The organism is Vibrio sp. 10N.286.48.F5 (assembly GCF_041469785.1).
Taxonomy (GTDB): Bacteria; Pseudomonadota; Gammaproteobacteria; order Enterobacterales; family Vibrionaceae; genus Vibrio; species Vibrio crassostreae_C.
Genome location: NZ_JBFRLG010000014.1, coordinates 117,826 through 134,264 on the forward strand (window position 1 = coordinate 117,826; position 16,439 = coordinate 134,264).

17 protein-coding genes and 2 pseudogenes are annotated in these 16,439 nt (G+C 45.1%); 7 read left to right on the plus strand and 12 right to left on the minus strand.

Going from position 1 to position 16,439, the window contains the following annotated elements; genetic code table 11:
• The first annotated feature begins 166 nt into the window (after window positions 1-166).
• Complete coding sequence (locus AB4185_RS10780) at window positions 167-1,192, plus strand: LacI family DNA-binding transcriptional regulator (RefSeq protein WP_372058608.1); 1,026 nt, start codon at window positions 167-169, stop codon at window positions 1,190-1,192.
• Window positions 1,193-1,260: 68 nt separating this feature from the next.
• On the opposite strand, the pseudogene AB4185_RS10785 reads toward AB4185_RS10780, so the two are convergent.
• Window positions 1,261-2,070: pseudogene (locus AB4185_RS10785) on the minus strand (sulfatase-like hydrolase/transferase); the annotation flags it as partial.
• Here AB4185_RS10785 and AB4185_RS10790 point away from each other — a divergent pair.
• A pseudogene (locus tag AB4185_RS10790) lies at window positions 2,066-2,317 on the plus strand (DUF481 domain-containing protein); the annotation flags it as partial. The pseudogenes AB4185_RS10785 and AB4185_RS10790 overlap by 5 nt on opposite strands.
• A gap of 111 nt (window positions 2,318-2,428) precedes the next feature.
• Here AB4185_RS10790 and AB4185_RS10795 read toward each other — a convergent pair.
• The 6 genes from AB4185_RS10795 to AB4185_RS10820 all read right to left on the minus strand — a co-directional run bounded on the left by AB4185_RS10795 (window position 2,429) and on the right by AB4185_RS10820 (window position 7,317).
• Window positions 2,429-2,848 (minus strand): globin, encoded by a 420-nt coding sequence (locus AB4185_RS10795; RefSeq protein ID WP_102320543.1) that lies wholly within the window; start codon window positions 2,846-2,848, stop codon window positions 2,429-2,431.
• Window positions 2,849-2,984: 136 nt separating this feature from the next.
• On the minus strand, window positions 2,985-3,365 hold the full coding sequence (locus tag AB4185_RS10800) for a VOC family protein (RefSeq protein ID WP_017062185.1): 381 nt from the start codon (window positions 3,363-3,365) through the stop codon (window positions 2,985-2,987).
• 146 nt (window positions 3,366-3,511) lie between these two features.
• Window positions 3,512-3,961: a redox-sensitive transcriptional activator SoxR gene (gene soxR / locus AB4185_RS10805; RefSeq protein ID WP_017062186.1), complete on the minus strand. Its 450-nt coding sequence runs from the start codon at window positions 3,959-3,961 to the stop codon at window positions 3,512-3,514.
• Window positions 3,962-4,125: 164 nt separating this feature from the next.
• On the minus strand, window positions 4,126-4,647 hold the full coding sequence (locus AB4185_RS10810) for an NADPH-dependent FMN reductase (RefSeq protein ID WP_017062187.1): 522 nt from the start codon (window positions 4,645-4,647) through the stop codon (window positions 4,126-4,128).
• A gap of 325 nt (window positions 4,648-4,972) precedes the next feature.
• Complete coding sequence (locus AB4185_RS10815) at window positions 4,973-6,535, minus strand: glutamate synthase-related protein (protein WP_372135444.1); 1,563 nt, start codon at window positions 6,533-6,535, stop codon at window positions 4,973-4,975.
• 224 nt (window positions 6,536-6,759) lie between these two features.
• The gene (locus AB4185_RS10820; protein WP_017065247.1) at window positions 6,760-7,317 is read right to left on the minus strand and encodes a DUF1439 domain-containing protein; all 558 of its coding nucleotides are present in this window, start codon (window positions 7,315-7,317) and stop codon (window positions 6,760-6,762) included.
• Between the two features lie 162 nt (window positions 7,318-7,479).
• Between AB4185_RS10820 and AB4185_RS10825 the strand changes: the two genes are divergently transcribed.
• From AB4185_RS10825 to AB4185_RS10840, 4 genes are all read left to right on the plus strand, one after another.
• Window positions 7,480-7,866 (plus strand): thiol-disulfide oxidoreductase DCC family protein, encoded by a 387-nt coding sequence (locus AB4185_RS10825; RefSeq protein ID WP_017062190.1) that lies wholly within the window; start codon window positions 7,480-7,482, stop codon window positions 7,864-7,866.
• A gap of 384 nt (window positions 7,867-8,250) precedes the next feature.
• Window positions 8,251-9,594: an ABC1 kinase family protein gene (locus AB4185_RS10830; protein ID WP_372135445.1), complete on the plus strand. Its 1,344-nt coding sequence runs from the start codon at window positions 8,251-8,253 to the stop codon at window positions 9,592-9,594.
• 84 nt (window positions 9,595-9,678) lie between these two features.
• A complete protein-coding gene (locus AB4185_RS10835) occupies window positions 9,679-10,224 on the plus strand; it encodes a glutathione peroxidase (protein ID WP_017062212.1) in 546 nt (181 codons plus the stop codon).
• Window positions 10,221-10,688, plus strand: coding sequence for a DUF3429 domain-containing protein (locus AB4185_RS10840; protein ID WP_017062213.1), 468 nt, complete (start codon window positions 10,221-10,223; stop codon window positions 10,686-10,688). The genes AB4185_RS10835 and AB4185_RS10840 overlap by 4 nt, the downstream gene beginning before the upstream one ends.
• A 74-nt stretch (window positions 10,689-10,762) precedes the next feature.
• Here AB4185_RS10840 and AB4185_RS10845 read toward each other — a convergent pair whose 3' ends face one another.
• The 5 genes from AB4185_RS10845 to AB4185_RS10865 all read right to left on the minus strand — a co-directional run bounded on the left by AB4185_RS10845 (window position 10,763) and on the right by AB4185_RS10865 (window position 14,866).
• Window positions 10,763-11,197: an N-acetyltransferase gene (locus tag AB4185_RS10845; protein ID WP_017062214.1), complete on the minus strand. Its 435-nt coding sequence runs from the start codon at window positions 11,195-11,197 to the stop codon at window positions 10,763-10,765.
• Window positions 11,198-11,348: 151 nt separating this feature from the next.
• Window positions 11,349-11,963: a LysE family translocator gene (locus AB4185_RS10850; RefSeq protein WP_136979725.1), complete on the minus strand. Its 615-nt coding sequence runs from the start codon at window positions 11,961-11,963 to the stop codon at window positions 11,349-11,351.
• A 130-nt stretch (window positions 11,964-12,093) separates the two neighbouring features.
• Complete coding sequence (locus tag AB4185_RS10855) at window positions 12,094-12,411, minus strand: hypothetical protein (protein WP_017070274.1); 318 nt, start codon at window positions 12,409-12,411, stop codon at window positions 12,094-12,096.
• A gap of 75 nt (window positions 12,412-12,486) precedes the next feature.
• The gene (locus AB4185_RS10860) at window positions 12,487-13,923 is read right to left on the minus strand and encodes a lipopolysaccharide biosynthesis protein (protein ID WP_017067059.1); all 1,437 of its coding nucleotides are present in this window, start codon (window positions 13,921-13,923) and stop codon (window positions 12,487-12,489) included.
• 16 nt (window positions 13,924-13,939) lie between these two features.
• Entirely contained in the window at window positions 13,940-14,866 is a 927-nt protein-coding gene (locus tag AB4185_RS10865; RefSeq protein ID WP_372135446.1) for a glycosyltransferase family 2 protein, read from the minus strand.
• Between the two features lie 316 nt (window positions 14,867-15,182).
• Here AB4185_RS10865 and AB4185_RS10870 point away from each other — a divergent pair, with 316 nt between their 5' ends.
• Window positions 15,183-16,331, plus strand: coding sequence for a glycosyltransferase family 4 protein (locus AB4185_RS10870; protein WP_017062219.1), 1,149 nt, complete (start codon window positions 15,183-15,185; stop codon window positions 16,329-16,331).
• The last annotated feature ends 108 nt before the right edge of the window (window positions 16,332-16,439 follow it).

A 16,439-nucleotide genomic window follows, 5' to 3' on the forward strand; every position in this document is an offset into this window, starting at 1 on the left:
ACAAAGCTCTGCTCTTACGCAGAGCTTTTTTGGGTCATACCCAGAATAATATTCAACACTCTCTATTAACCCTTATTTTTCATCCAATCATGGCATATTGTATTTTTGAGTACGTACCTAATTATGTTACTCTATGCACAATCAATTTGGTTCAAAAGTATGGTCTATGAGCTCTCCAAAACACTCCACGGCGTCAAAGCCAACCGTCACCTCTAAAGATGTCGCTAAACTTGCTGGCGTTTCTCAATCAACTGTATCTCGTGTATTTGTCCCGGGCAGTTCAGTGTCTGAAAAGACCAAGCAAAAAGTGTTCGATGCAGCAAAATCGTTGAACTATCGTCCCAATGCCTTTGCCCGCAGTCTGACGACAAATGAGTCCAAATTGATTGGCTTAGTTTTCCCAGATGCCGACTACCCTATCCACATGAAAACTCTGCAGCTTATCTCTACTGAGCTACAAAAGCAGGGTTACTCTGCGGTATTGATTCCTTGGCAAGTGGATGGAAACGACAACCACTCGATTCCTAATATCTTCCAATACCGAGTTGATGGCGTAATTGCTGCTTCGGCGACCTTTAATAAGTCGCTTTATGAAGAGTGTGAAGAGTTCAACATCCCCATTGTTCAGTATGCTCGTGTAGTTGAGGGGACTAAGAGTAGCCATGTAATAAGTGACAACTACGCCGCTGGCCAAGTCGCCGCTCAGCATTTACATAGCGTAGGAACAAAGTCAGCGGTTTACCTGACAGGTAACGTGCCAACCTACACCAACGGCGAGCGTGAATCGGGCTTTTGCTCAGAATTCGAAGATCTAACAGGCAAGCAAGCTCGTGTTATTGAAGCTGACTATGACTACCTTGATGCTCTAGATACCATTCGGACTCTGTTTTCAGAACCCACACATCCTCAAGCGATTTTCTGTGCGACAGATAACCTCGCGATGGCAGTAATGGATGTGGCGCGCTTAGAATTTAACCTGCGTATTCCAGAAGATCTTCAAGTGATTGGTTTTGATGATATCCCACAGACTCAATGGTTGAACTACCAACTCACTACCTTCAAGCAAGATTTCAGACGCCTTGCACGTGAATCCGTGAAAATTGTCGTTAGCCAGATTCAAGAGCAAGACACGAGCTTGGTTAAGCTGATGGTGCCAGTGAAGTTCATTGAACGAAAAACGACGCTAAAATAGAACCAACGTTAAGACGCTTTCAAACAAAAATCCCGCTCAGTGTGAGCGGGATTTTTTATGATATCTAACTAGTTACCTACACCACCGGTCTTCTCTGCCGGAGAATCAGGCGTTACTGGAGGCCACTCTTGGAAGGTTGCTAGGTGTTGTTGGACAGCAGCTTGTGCCGGGCCAAATGCCCACATTTTTTGTCCCATCCATTTTAGGTACATGCCCGACTCTTCCGCCGCTCGCTCGTATGGGTCACGACGTAAGTTAAACAATAATGGTGCATTTAGCTCCTCTTTCGGACCACTCCAGCCATGATTTTGGACCACAAAGTGCGCCTTCCAATCACCAACACGAACCGCTTGCAGCTTGTCTCGTTCGTAGTAGTAGATCTCTTTACGGTTTGACTCGCCTTTCTCAGTCAGCATATCCACTTGGTTGTAACCATCAAGGTGCGCTTTAAAGCCATCGTGACCTTTCAGCAGTTTTTCTTTTAGATCCGTTGGACCACCAGCCGCAGCGACCAGAGTGGGTAACCAGTCCATACCATCAAAGATGCCATTGCCTACAGTACCCGCTGGGATTTTACCCGGCCAGCTAACCAATGCAGGGGCTCTTACGCCACCTTCCCAAGTTGTGCCTTTCTCACCGTGATAAGGTGTCATACCGCCATCTGGCCAAGTCATGATCTCTGGGCCGTTATCGGCAGTGAAAATGATGATGGTGTTGTCAGCAATACCGAGTTCTTCCATCTTCGCCATCATCTCACCGACGTGATCATCAAGATCTTTCATGACCACTTCTTGGAGTCCCCAACCGTTTTGACCGAGCATCGCTTCGTATTCAGGTGACAGGTGCGTCCAAACGTGACCGCGTGATGGACAGTACCAAATAGGTGTGAGATGGATAACGCAGATCAATAAGGATTGGAAGTTTCACGCAACCATTGATGCAGGGCTTGGTAGTGACACCAACTTTACCTCATCTCTGTTAACTGGCGTGCGATACCAGATAAACAGTTGGTCTGACTTAAATGTTGCCTACAAATCGACCTGGGTTGATTACGAAAACAAGGGGACCTTTGAATACGATACCGCATCGCAAGGGTTCCTGATTGGTTGGGCTGCTCATTTCTAGTCAAACAATAAGAGGTAAGCCTGATATCGTTAGGCTTACCTGACAATGTCAATCTTTCAAGAGTTAATGCCGGTTTTAACTAACGAACAAGCAAAACTACCCATCAACGACCTAGTTATTCACAGTGTTTGGAACTACGCACTCTTTCTTCATGATAGTTAAGCCGGCCTCGAGAGTTTCTGTCCAAGCTTGTTCGACGCTTTCATCGTAGTGAGGGTCATATTTTTTAACTGTATTGAGTAACGAATTGAACCACTCGTTGAGCTCAATCTCGGAAATATCCAGCCCTAGGTCTTTATGCCTTTTACCCAATTTCTTTACTGAGTTACGCACGCTTGGTAGACCAGCAGAGTTATAGATAAGAATGATCGAGGCTTTAAGCATCTTGGTTTGATGCTCTAATCCTATCTTTTCAAAACGTTCTGAAAATCTTGGATTATGCTCGCAAAAATCCGCCAAAAACGTTTCGAGAAATTCTTGGTCAATCCGGCAGCGCTCAAAACTTTCATAAAACAGTTCGTTCGGTTTCATCTAGCCAGTCCTTTGCAAAATTTTGAGTTATCGGGAAGCTAACAAGTCCAGAGCCGCAACTTAGCCAACTCCGAACCATCAATATGATCTAAGTATACGCCACTGTGGCATAAAATGAACGATGGCATAACGTAAACTACGGCATAAAGTGCGTTGCACAAATCTTGTTTCCATCAGGATCTCGCAAATAAGCCATGTACAAGCGACGCTCGTCAGAACCTCTCGCTCCGGGGCCATTTTCAATGCTGGTACCGCCATTTTCGACGCCAACTCGATGCCACTCATCTACAACTTCAGGAGAAGACGCAAGAAAACCCACCGTCATACCGTTGCCGTGAGTCGCAGGCTGACCATCAATCGGCTTCGTTAAGCCCAACACACCCGTTTGGCTAACGTAAACACAGCGCCCTTTGGGATCAACAGAGCCTTCGCTATAACCAAGCACTTTCATGATTGGGTCATAAAAAGCCTTCGCGCGTTCAATATCATCGGTACCGAGAAAAACATGGCTGAACATAACTAACCTCTTCTTTTATTGAAAGAACCATCTAAACTAGACCTATAATTCGTGTTTGTCTAGGCACGCTATTCTGTCACAACTGTTGCTTAACCCATTGAGCAAACACCTGAAACTTAGTTCGCTGTTCCATGCCTTTCGGGAACTCAGTTAGTCTGTTCAACAATTCGTTGTGCGCCCTGCCCTTGGTCATGCAAGATATCATCAGGATTTAGCAAGTTGCACTTTTGCATACTCAAGCATCCGCAACCGATACAGCCGGTTAAGTTCTCTTGTAGCGATTTAATCTGCGCCATTTTACTGTCGAGTTGCCCCTGCCACTTCTTAGCAACGCGCTCCCAATCTCGCTTAGTCGCGGTATGGTTCATCGGCAGTGTCGATAATTCTTCGGTGATCTCTTCCAGCGTGAAGCCTATCGACTGCGCGACTTGGATCAACGCAATTCGTCTCAACATCGCCGACTGATAACGGCGCTGATTTCCGTTAGTACGAATCGAAGCAATCAACCCCTTGGTTTCGTAAAAACGTAACGCCGAAGGAGCCACGCCACTGCGCTCAGCCAACTGGCCTATGGTGAGGTATACGATGTTTCTCATTACGACACTATCCTTGAGATCATAAATATTTAAAGCTTACTTTAACTTTAGAGTAGCGACCTATTGTTACCTTAACCAATTAATGTCCTTAAACTTTGACAACGGGCGCAATGAAAAGCAATCGTGAACATGGCTGCTTTGTTTTATTGTGGTGTTCTCGCTCTCTAAATCTGACTCATGATCGATTTCAGGCTCTCGGCCATTTCGGCATTGATGATCTCACCCGTTTCTACATTAAAGTTGTCGTAGAAACTTGGCACCGACATCGACCCCTTCACATCTGCATCAAAGTAAGGTGCCGAATTTACCGCAGACGACAACACAGAGTTTGCGCCGCCTGGGCCTGGTGATGTGGAGAGCATCACAACAGGTTTGCCTTGGTACACTTTCATGTCGATTCGTGATGTCCAATCAAACACATTCTTAAAGGCTGCGGTGTATGAGCCGTTATACTCTGCAAAAGAGATGACCACAGCATCTGCTTCGCCAATCTTGCTAAAAAAGCGTTGAGCGTGTTGATGAACACCTGAATCTTGCTCTCTTTTCTCGCTGTAAATTGGCATCTCGAAATCATTAAGGTCGAGCACCTCGACTTGCGCGCCTTCGACTAAACCTGCGGTGTACGCTGCAAGTTGTTGATTAATTGATGTTGTACTGTTGGTCGCGCCAATCGCTAATACTTTCATTGTTGATCCTTGTTCATTTTTCTCACCTTTTTGCACTCATGACTTCAATTACGGAGCTCAAAATTCATAACTGAAGATTCGTAACGTCTGTTTGATAACATCAAAACCTGCACTAGGCGACAAGGTGATAGATTGTGTTTTTAGATTGGGGATGATGATAAAACCTCAAGTTAACTTGAGGTAAAGCGATATTTTCAAAATATAGGAAATAGTTTAAAAACACTTATAAAGCAGTTGATTATGAAAGGTTTAACATAGGTTGGCATTACACAGGAAAAAGTCAGCACACCCAAAATACATTGAGTGTGCTTTATCGAAGTATTATTTACTTAAAGTGATTTAATGGACAGACACCAGAGTAAGCGACACCGGATAGCTCGGCCATTTCGCGATTCCATGTTGCCAAATCATGAGGGTTAAATTGATTCAAATGATCATGCCCACATGCCCTCGCCATCACTTGCATTAATTCTGTCGAGGCTTCAAAGAAGTTCTTAAGCTGGTTCGATGCTTTCGAGACATTCAAACGCTGACGTAAATCGGCTTTTTGAGTTGCAATACCAGCAGGGCAATTATTGGTGTTACACATTCTCGCCGCCACACAACCTATCGACTGCATGGCACTGTTTGAGATAGCGACACCATCAGCACCAAGCGCCATCGCTTTTACGAAATCCATCGGCACGCGCAAGCCGCCCGTGATGATCAATGTGACTCTGTCACTGACCCCTTGTTTATCGAGATACGCTCTAGCGCGAGCGAGTGCTGGAATAGTGGGAACACTGATATGGTCACGGAACATTTCTGGCGCCGCCCCTGTACCGCCACCACGCCCATCTAAGATGATGTAATCGGCACTGGCATCAAGCGCGAACTGAATGTCTTCTTCGATGTGATTGGCACTTAACTTAAAGCCAATCGGGATACCGCCTGTCACCTCTCGAACACGGTCGGCGAACTTTTTAAAATCCTCGACCGTGTTTAGGTCGACAAAGGTGGGTGGAGAAATCGCTGCCGTGCCCGCTTCAATGCCACGCACCTCCGCGATCTTGCCTATGTTCTTCGCGCCCGGTAAGTGCCCGCCCGTTCCGGTTTTGGCACCCTGCCCGCCTTTAAAGTGGAAGGCTTGAACGTTTTTGAGCTTAGCTTCATCGTAACCAAACTGAGCACTGGCTAATTCATAAAAGTAGCGAGAGTTCGCCGCTTGCTCTTCGGGTAACATACCGCCCTCACCGGAGCAGATACCCGTCCCTGCGAGTTCGGCACCTTTCGCCAATGAGACTTTTGCTTCTTCAGATAGCGAGCCAAAGCTCATATCAGACACAAACAAAGAGATGTCCAATTTAAGCGGCTTCTTCGCTTTGGGGCCAATAATCAGTTCGGTACCAACAGGCACATTTTCTAGCAAAGGCTTAGTCGCCATTTGCGCGACCATCACTTGAATATCGTCCCAGTGAGGTAATAGATGTCTTGGCACGCCCATAGAGGTCATTGGCCCATGATGCCCAACCTTAGATAAACCATCACGCGCTAACTGATGAATAAACTCCACGGTAGGCTCTTCTTTGGTTGCGGTTGCCGCTGGAGATAAATCAGGGGCTGTCGCTTGAATGTTAACTTCAGGGCCTTCTTGCCCAATTTGTTCCGCAGTAAACTGTTTATGAGTGCCATCGCAGAAAGGAAGGTTGTTGGAATACTTACAGCGACAAAGGTAGGCGTCTCCGCTCTCTTCGGCGACAAAGCTTTTCGGTTTGAACCCCGTACCAGCATGAGAACCGTCACAAAACGGTTGGTTTTTCGACTTCCCACAGGTACAGAAGTAATACTTCTCTCCCTTCGTCAGCTCTACTTTAACGGGTTTGTTATCCGCAATTACTGGACTCTTCATAGTTCGCTCACCTTTTCTTTCTTATGATTTGATGACTGAAGCGATGACTTGCTCACAAGAGTAAAGTAAAGGTGAGATACCCAGCGAATTCAATAAATGAGACTGATAGACAAGGTGAGTAAACCGACTAAAAACAGTCATGACCGACTGAGCTCAAACAAAAATGGCTACCTAGTAGGCAGCCATTATGGGTGAGAGCTTAGTCAAAACTAATGCACTGAGGGTTAATCAAACAATTCGATAACCAATTTATTGTCTTTAATCACTAGATTGGGTTCCGATGACTTAATCAACGACTCTTGAACCTTGTTGCTGTCGAGTTTGTAAACCGGAGACTGGGACAAAGCAAAACCTATCATCGATACAGCTGGTTTGAGTAGTGTCTCTATTTCAGGCGAAAGCTGTTTGCCTTTTTCTTCAAAGCGCTCTAGTCGCAGCGACTTTAGATACACCTCGCCACTCTCCTTGTCGTATTCGGGAATCGCGCTGAACTCTAAGTCTAAATCCAACCCCATATTAGGCATATTGAACACTTGAACTTTTGCATTGGTATTCGCCAACACGGACACGCGTTGTGCATCGGCTCGACCAATTTGCACTTCTAGATCATCCACAGCCACTTGTGCGTACATCACACTTTGTACACCAACCTCTTGTTCTAGCATCACTGAGTCTTCAAGGTACTTCGTCATTTCTTGCTCGGTAATGCTGTAGCTAACACAACCACTGAGCATCAGGGCTGTCACAGCTATAATCAAACGGTTCATTAACTTTGTTGTCATTGGAGATAGGCTCTTATTTTTTAAATGCATGGAACGGATGTTACCTCGAGATGATACTGTAAATTGGTTGTCACAATAACAGTGTCGGATAACTGGGCAGAATGATCCACCTAAATGGTGATGTCGTATCAATGAGAATTGACGAAAATAGTAAGGAAAACAATGACTGCATTAACGATATTTTACGATGGAACCTGTCCACTTTGTGCAAAAGAGATGGCAGCACTGACTAAGTCTGATTCCAAAGATCAGATCCAGACCGTCGATATCTACAGTGAAGCGTTTTCAAACTACCCGCAAATAGATGCCGAGGCAGCCAATACAATCTTGCATGCACTGGACGAAAACGGAAAGCTGCTGCTCGGTTTAGACGTGACTTACCAAGCGTGGAAGCTAGTAGGAAAGGGTTGGCTGTATGCCCCGTTACGTTGGGCGATTTTTAAGCCAATGGCAGATTGGTGTTATCTACGGTTTGCCAAAAATCGATATAAGATTTCGTTTTGGCTAACCGGAAAATCACGTTGCAACGGTAACAGCTGCACAAAATAGTGTTGAGTTAAGACATGCCGCTGGCGACTTTGTAGTAAACGATGCCAAATAGGGCTGCGAACACCAATACCGTAACGGCCACTTTCAACCAAATAAATTTCATGCTTTGTCCTTTTAATTCTGTTTACTGTTCCACGCGACAAGTTAGCACAACAAAACATACGGTTGTGTAATGATTGATAGAACTTTGTAGTCATACCAATCACAGTAGGTAAGTGTCAAGAAATAGCGCAGGAAAAAAGCTTGAGAACAAGGCGGATTTTTTAGATAAGTAGTTATTCTACAATCAAAAAATCTAACGACTTTATCGAGATTTTTAACAAGCTAGGGTGAACAGTTATTTACTACGATTGGTATCAACCCTGATTCCCAGAGAGAACCTTTATGTCGGCAAAAGAGAGAAACCTTCCCACACATCGAATTTCTAGATTCAGTAAGTTCGCTTCGTTGGCGACAAGAGTCGCGGGTAACGTGCTAACGGAAGGCACCAAACAAATTGCACAAGGCAACAGGCCCAAAGCAAAAGACTTACTGTTAACGCCACAAAACATTGCTCGCCTGACCGATCAACTCGCACACCTGCGCGGTGCGGCTATGAAGTTAGGACAGATGCTATCAATGGATGCGGGTGATGTCTTAGAACCAGAGTTAGCCGACATTCTCTCTCGCCTGCGCTCCGATGCCGATCCACTGCCAACAAAACAGCTCAATCAAGTGTTAGAAAGCTCGCTCGGGAGCCATTGGAAAGCCGAATTCCTTTCCTTCAACTTTAAACCCATCGCCAGCGCATCTATAGGCCAGGTTCACCAAGCCTATAGCGATGCGGGAGACAAACTCGCCGTCAAAGTCCAATACCCTGGCATTCGAAAAAGCATCGACAGTGATGTGGACAACGTTGGTACATTGCTCAATATTGTTGGGTTGATACCCAAGTCTGTCGATTACAAAGGCTTGTTAGAAGAGGCAAAGAAACAGCTCCACGATGAAGCAGACTATGCTCGCGAAGCTGATTACGCAACTCGTTACCATGATGCATTGAAAGAATACTCTCACTTCGTCGTACCTAAGATTCATCCGCAAGTCTCTTCAGAATCGGTGCTGGCCATGGACTTCATCGAAGGCGTCTCGATAGAGCAAATCGAAAGTTACGACCAAAGCACACGTGACTTTGTAATGCACAGCTTACTGGAGCTTCTGTTCAGAGAGTTGTTCGATTTTAAGATGGTGCAAACCGATCCCAATTTCGCCAACTACCTTTATGTTGAAAACACCCGACAAATTGGCTTATTAGATTTCGGAGCAACCCGTGAGTACAGTGACCGCTTCAGCGAGGGTTATCGCTTGGCCTTTTCCTCTGTCATTAACAACGATGAGCAAGTGCTCAACCGAGCTTTAGAGCAAATAGGATTCTTTAGCGAGACAATTCTTCCCGAACAACGCCAAGCGATTCTAAATCTAGTGAAGATGGCCTGTGAGCCGATGTTAGTTGACGAAGAGTACGACTTCAAAGCCAGTGGATTGGCACAAAGGCTTCGTGAAGCAGGCACCATTTTGAGCATGGAACAAGAGTATTGGCATACGCCGCCCGCCGATGCGCTGTTCCTGCACCGAAAAATTGGTGGCATGTATCTATTAGCGGCTCGCCTTGGTGCAAAAGTGAATATCAGTCGCTTGGTCGCTCCATATCTTATCTCAGAGAGCAAAAGCACAACTAAAAGCGCGAGTTAATGAGACAGTAAATAATACGCAAAGTGATCATTTCATCGTGCTCAAGAGTAATAACCATTACGCCAACTAAAATGAGCCAACCCTATGAAATGTTCACTACTTTGCTCAACCGCACTGATTACAAGCCTCACGAGTTCCATCGCCTTTGCAGCGAGCTGTCCCGAAATACTTAATGGCAAACAGCGCTTGTTAAACTCAACCGAAGAAATCGCCTTGTGCGATGAGTTTCAAGGCAAAACTCTATTGGTGGTAAATACAGCGAGCCAATGTGGCTTCACTCCGCAGTTTGAGCAACTCGAGCAACTTCATCAAACCTACAAAGACCAAGGCTTCACGGTTATCGGTTTCCCAAGTAATGATTTTCGCCAAGACAAGGGAAGCGAAGAGAAGACGGCAAAGGTTTGTTACCTAGACTATGGCGTGACCTTCCCAATGATGGCGCGAGCTTCACTGTCTGGTAGCAACGCCAACCCCGTGTTTACAGAGATACAACAGCAAGCGGGCGTAACGCCTAAATGGAACTTTTACAAATTCTTGATCAGTAAAGAAGGTAAAGTCGTCGCCACCTTCCCTAGCTCCACATCTCCAGTGAGTGCCACACTCAAAAACGCGATTGAGCAGCAGTTATGAAGGCGGATTACATGGCAACAACTCAAACCCGTAACACCATGGCCAAACTGGGGTACATGGGGTTAATTCCGTTTTTATTCGGTCTTCTCCTTTCGCTCACCGACAGCCAATTTATGGGGATAAGCGGTGAAACGCTGTTCATCACCTACAGCGTGGCAATTTTGAGTTTTCTTTCAGGGATCTTGTGGGCAAATGGCATCGAAAACTTTGAAAGCCAATCAAGTAACAAAGCACTGCTAATAAGCAACGCGATTGTGCTCATCGCTTGGCTGGCAGTATTGCTTGGCGAACAAAAAGAGCTAGTGACAACTCTGATTCTCATCTTTGGTTATATTGCGGTTTGGCGAGCTGAAAGGACGATGAGAGAAGAGAACCAGAGCCAAGGTCCTGATGGCTACTTTGATATGAGGACTCGGCTGACCTCTAGTGTCGTGTTAATGCACGGTATCGTGATGCTAACCTAGAGCTACGAGATTGTCTTTGAAGTGTGAGCCTTTGATTTAGTTAAGCGCCTTTGTTAAAAACCGTTAGCAACAATCTAGATGATGAGCTTCATCACTAACCTCGGCTCATCATCACCAAAGTAGTTGTCTTCTTGCTTGATGGTAACGAACCCCATCGATGCATAAAGCGCACGAGCCGATGTGTTATTTGGGTCTACAGTGAGCAAAAGCCTAGCATCTCGAGGCAACTGCTCAACCGCCTGTTGCATCAGTTTCCGGCCAACTCCCATGCCACGATAATTCTGGTCTACAGCCAATGAGAGGACCCAAAACTCATTCTGCTTGTCTGTGGTTGTCGTTAAGGCATAGCCAGCAATCTTTGAGTCTTGCTTAGCAACCAATAAACCTTTTCCCCAGCAATCAAAGGCCTGACGAAAGAAAAACAGCGGATAGGCGTGAGCGCCAAACAAAGCATGTTCAAGCTGGTAGATATCAGCCAGTTCTTGTTTTTCCGCACAAACAACATTCATAGATAGACCTCATTTAAACCGAACCTCAAGTTTAAACATGCAAACTCAAAGGTGCTATTAATAATATATCAACAGCCTAAAGGCTTACGAACTACCTTAACGAAGATGCCACTTAACTAACGCCTGAGGAGTAGATTAGGTTACTTATGTTTTACTGTCGAATAACCAACAAATTTGCGCCAGATAACGCAAGAAAAACCGAGCACGCTTTGTTGAAACGCTTAGCCATTTGCGGCTTGGAGAACCAGTTTCTGAGGTATAAACCAAAGGCAGCGTAGATAGATATCGCGAGCAGCTCTAACACTAGGAATGTGCCACCTAGAATGAAGAACTGTGTGTTTACATTGGCTGAAACATCAACGAATTGAGGCAGAAATGCGGTAAAGATGAGTATCGCTTTAGGGTTACCAGCTGCAAGGGTGAACTCTTGTTTAACTAGACCAAACCAATTCTTATTACGTTCAATGTCCGCTACTGGGCTAGCTTGTGAGCGCCATAGGTTGAACGCGATCCACAACAGATACATCGCGCCAAATAGTTTGATCAGGAAAAACAGCGTTTCAGAAGTATAAAGCACAACCGCTAAGCCAGATGCAGCCAAAGCAATCATGCCAGAAAAAGCGAGGATTCTTCCTAGGCCTGCGACAAAGGCGGCCTGAAATCCGTAACAACGGGCGTTGTTCATTGATAACAAATTGTTTGGGCCCGGAGTCATGTTGAGCGCAAAACAAGCGGGGATAAACAGCAGTAACTTCCAGATTTCCATTGGTGCTTCCTAATTGCCAAATGCCGTGATTATAAAATCCTTAAACAAGGTCTTATCGTTTATAACAGCATTTCATATCTTTTGTAACTGCATAAAAAATAAGCACCAAATCTATACAGTAAATTTTCAATCAGTTCTCAAAAAACTGTTCGTACTCGGGTGTCGCTAGATTTTCGGCGACACCAATCTCACCGACGAAATAGATAGCGCTCGCAATTGTATCTATCGTTGGGTTTGATTCTCGCTCTGGGAAGTCGCCAACAGCAGGAACAGATTTTGGCGCAGACACCGAACTACAAACAAGGCTATTACATACCCTGTTTTGATTTTCTAAGGAGATAGCTTCAGGAACGTCAAAGTGCTGAGTGAGTACGTCGTGGTTAGACAATTCAGACGAAGCGTACGATAAGGTTGAGAATAGAGCTGAGAGCACAATCCACTTGTTCATGTATCTTTCCATTGATGGCATTCATTGAATTTATAAATACTATCGAATCTCACACATTATGAACAGTGTTTTATTTTAATTTGCGTGAGACTGCTTACCCAGCATCAACTTGTCGAGCAGAGCTTGCGGGACAACGATCACTGAGTATTTAACAAAGGCCACCAGCGCGATTACACCAACAGCCGATCCAAGAATAAAGTCATGGACATCAACCAACACCAATCCCAGAAGTTGATCACTCGCTATCGCTACTAATGCGATGCTAACTGCGGTTACCCACTTGCTGTGTTCATAAGGTAATTGTTCCATCGCTTGGCTTACAACATACAGAAGCATGAGCCGCACAACATAAGTTGCACAAAGAACCGCGACAACACCCCACACGCCATAAATAGGCGTCACTGTGAAATAACCAATGGCCGCCAAGACCGCACATCCACCTTGAATCCACATTTGAGATTGACTCGAATCGCCACTGAAACAACCAAGGTTAAGATAATCACCTGCATTTTTGATAACGCTAATCGCAAGCAGCGCAACAACAATGGCCCCCGCGTAATGATAACTGCTCGGTAAAATGAGAGAAATAAATCCGGGTACCGTTAGAATCATCAACGAACCTAAAACAATGGCGAGGTTCACTCCGACTAACGCCCTATCGGCACACATCTTACTGCCACCCGGCTGTTGAAGCATCGCCACACGGTTTGGAAACCACCAAAGCGCGTAAGGCTGCAACAACAGACCAAGAATCAACGCGAACTTTCCGCTAACCGCATAAATCGCGAGTTCTTCGACACCGACGAAGCTTGCCATTACCCAGCGGTCGAGCCCCATGATCATATACATTGATGCACCGCCAACCAGAACGGGCAGTCCGAATTTTAAGATCTTCGCCGAGTATTTGAAGCAACCAAAAGATCCCATCTCTTGCCATTGATAACGCACTAAACAAACCATTAGCAATACACTGGATACCGCAGCTGAAATCAACACGCCATCTATACCGTATCCAGCCTCAAGCAAAACAAAAGTCATGATGGCTTGAACACCGGCTTTCAACACATTGAGCATGCAAAAACGTTTCGCCATCGCGTTCATACGCATCAGCGTTAGCGGGATAGAAATCGCCCCATCGAGCATGGTAGGAATAAGCAGAAGCAGTATCTGGTAAGGCTGGAATTCAACTGGCAACATTAAGATTAACAACGGCATACTGAGGGCAATCAAGGCGCCCCCAAGCACGCACACCAGCACGCTCAATGTGAAGCAGTTCGAGACGAGCTTTTGCTTTTCATCACCTTCGGCGACACCCACATAACGATACATGGCATCGACAATACCGAAGCTGAACAATATCGTCCCAATGTCTGCCAGCAAGACAATGGCTTCTAAGGAACCATACTCTGCCAACGTCATATTGTGCGTAATGTACGGGATCATCACCAATGAAATCCCTTTCATCATTAATATACCGATGGCGTAGTAAGCCGACTGCTTTAAAGAACCCATAGTCGTCACCTTTTCCTTACCAAGCTGGCTTTAGGAAACTTTTACAGTCTCCAATTAGGTGTCGCAATGTGCGTTTTTGAGGTGACATGACCAAAGAACGGAAACTGTAGGCAATAGCCTGTCTATTCTGTTGTAAACCTCGATAATAGTCAGCATAACCTTCCAGTATTCTCGCCTTTGCGATTTTGAAGCTAGAAGTGGGTAGATTCCATCGTTGACTGTCAATTTGGTAATGTTGAAGAATAGTCTCTATAGACTGCAAATTTCTCAATTTAAGACTTTCAGTTTGGGTAACAGAGCTCGCTCTCATCAAGTAGCCAACCTGCACCGAGTTCAACACACCGATCTGATGGTTTTCACTCATTCGAAGCCACAGTTCCCAATCTTCCCCATACTTGATGTCAGCATTGAAACTGTCTGTTTGAGAAAACACATCCGCTTTCACCATGACCGTTGATGTTCCAATCACGTTATTTTCTATGATGAACTCCAACGGGTTCTCGATATTGATGAACAGCTCATCTTGATCTTGAAACTGCGACCAGTAACTAAAGCAGTCGACTATTACTTGGTAATCTTCAGTAAGATGCTCGTAGTTAGTAAAGCTCATCGCGAGATCAGGGTAACGTTGATGAAATTCGAGTTGGCGCTCAATTTTTTCAGGAAACCAGAAATCGTCTGCGTCTAAAAAAGCGATGTATTCACCGGTCGCCTTTTCAATCCCTAGGTTTCTCGCTTGAGGCGCACCAACACCCAATGTGGACAACGTAATAATGCGTTCATCGTCTATAGAAGCAAGATACGTCGACGTTCCATCGTTACTGTTATCGTCAATGACAATCAGCTCAACATCTTGATGAGTCTGCTTTAGTACACTACCAATCGCTTTCGGCAGGTAATCCAAACAATTGTAGGTAGGAATAACAACACTTACTTTAGCCATAATGACGCCCTCAGATTTATACGTTATATGGCTGACGTTGCATGTTCTATGCCGAGAGTGTCTTACTACAAAATCACCTCTATATCAGTCACCTACGCGTCCATTCTCAAAATGACGACCAAACACAGATGTTCAAAAAAACTGCAACTCCAATTTGATTATCAATTTGAGAAAACGAGCTACCTCTTAAGGGGTAACCTTCGAAAAGCAATCAGAAAGCCCTCCAAAGCTACGATTCGATCTTGGTTCGTATCTTGCTTTATTGGTTATTACCTTGGCTTGATAGCTTTAGTCATATGGATTTGAGGAGTAAGGAATGAAGAAAGTAGCATTTGTGGCGCCAACCTACCCAGTACTCAGTGAGACCTTCATTCAAACAGAAGTCGACTCTGTGAAAGCGTGTGGGCACGATGTTTGTGTAATGACGTTCAAAATTGAAAACAGTGAAAAACAGTTCGACTACGACATTGTCGAAATAGGTAAAAATGTTCGGAAGGGTAAAGTCGCCAGCATTAACTGGATAGGTTTCATCAAGGCTGTCTCATTTATTTCTAAGCAAACCAGCATGCCGAAAAAGTCACTGTTCGCTTATGGGTTTAAATTAGCGCTGCAACTCGCGGAAAACGACGTCGAACACGTACATGCGCATTTCTGTCAGCACACCACAGCTCACGCCATCGTCGCGGCAAAGCTGCTGAATATCACCTGTTCGTTCGTTGCTCATGGTCATGATGTTTACGAGTTCGCTTATGACATTGAACATAAAATCTCATCGAGTGATTTTGTGGTTGCAGTGTGTAAAGACATGCTTGCTGACTTCAATACCATGGCGAAAGGAAACATTAAGCTCCTGCATTGCGGAGTTAATACCAAACAGTTCCAACTCAACCCAAAAACCGAAACGAAGCAACTTCGCTTTATTTTCCTTGGCCGATTAGTGGAGCAAAAAGGTATCCACCATCTTATTGATGCATTAGCGCCGATTGCCGAACCTCTCGATATTCATCTCGATATCATCGGTACTGGCGATTTAGAGCAACAGTTAAAATTGCAGGTCAAAGAGCAAGGGCTCACTCGAAACGTGACCTTTCTTGGCGCTAAACCTCACGAGTGGGTGAAAGAGAAACTATCGAACTATGACAGCCTAATCGCGCCCTTCTGTTTTTCCGAAACTGGGTGTGTGGATACAGGGCCACTGGTTTTAAAAGAAGCGATGGCCGTGGGCACACCCGTCATTACCACCAACATCATGGGATGCAAAGAGATCGTCTCACCAGAGACAGGTTTTGTGGTTAGCGAAAAGAACGTGGAAGAATTAAGAGAAGCGATTGAGCGTTTCGCGCAGCTAAGCAGTAACGATAAAGCATCGATGGGGTTAAAGGCACGTGAGAGAGTGAAAGACAGTTTTAATTCGATCAAACAAGCTCAGCAATTATCTCGTTGGATAGAGAACCCAGCTCAATAAGGATTAACTCAGACAGCTATGCCTCACAAAAACGACTGAGCACCACAAGATCAAAAGAGCGCTACATCCATTTGAAATGTAGCGCTCAACTAAGCACTGCTTAATGAT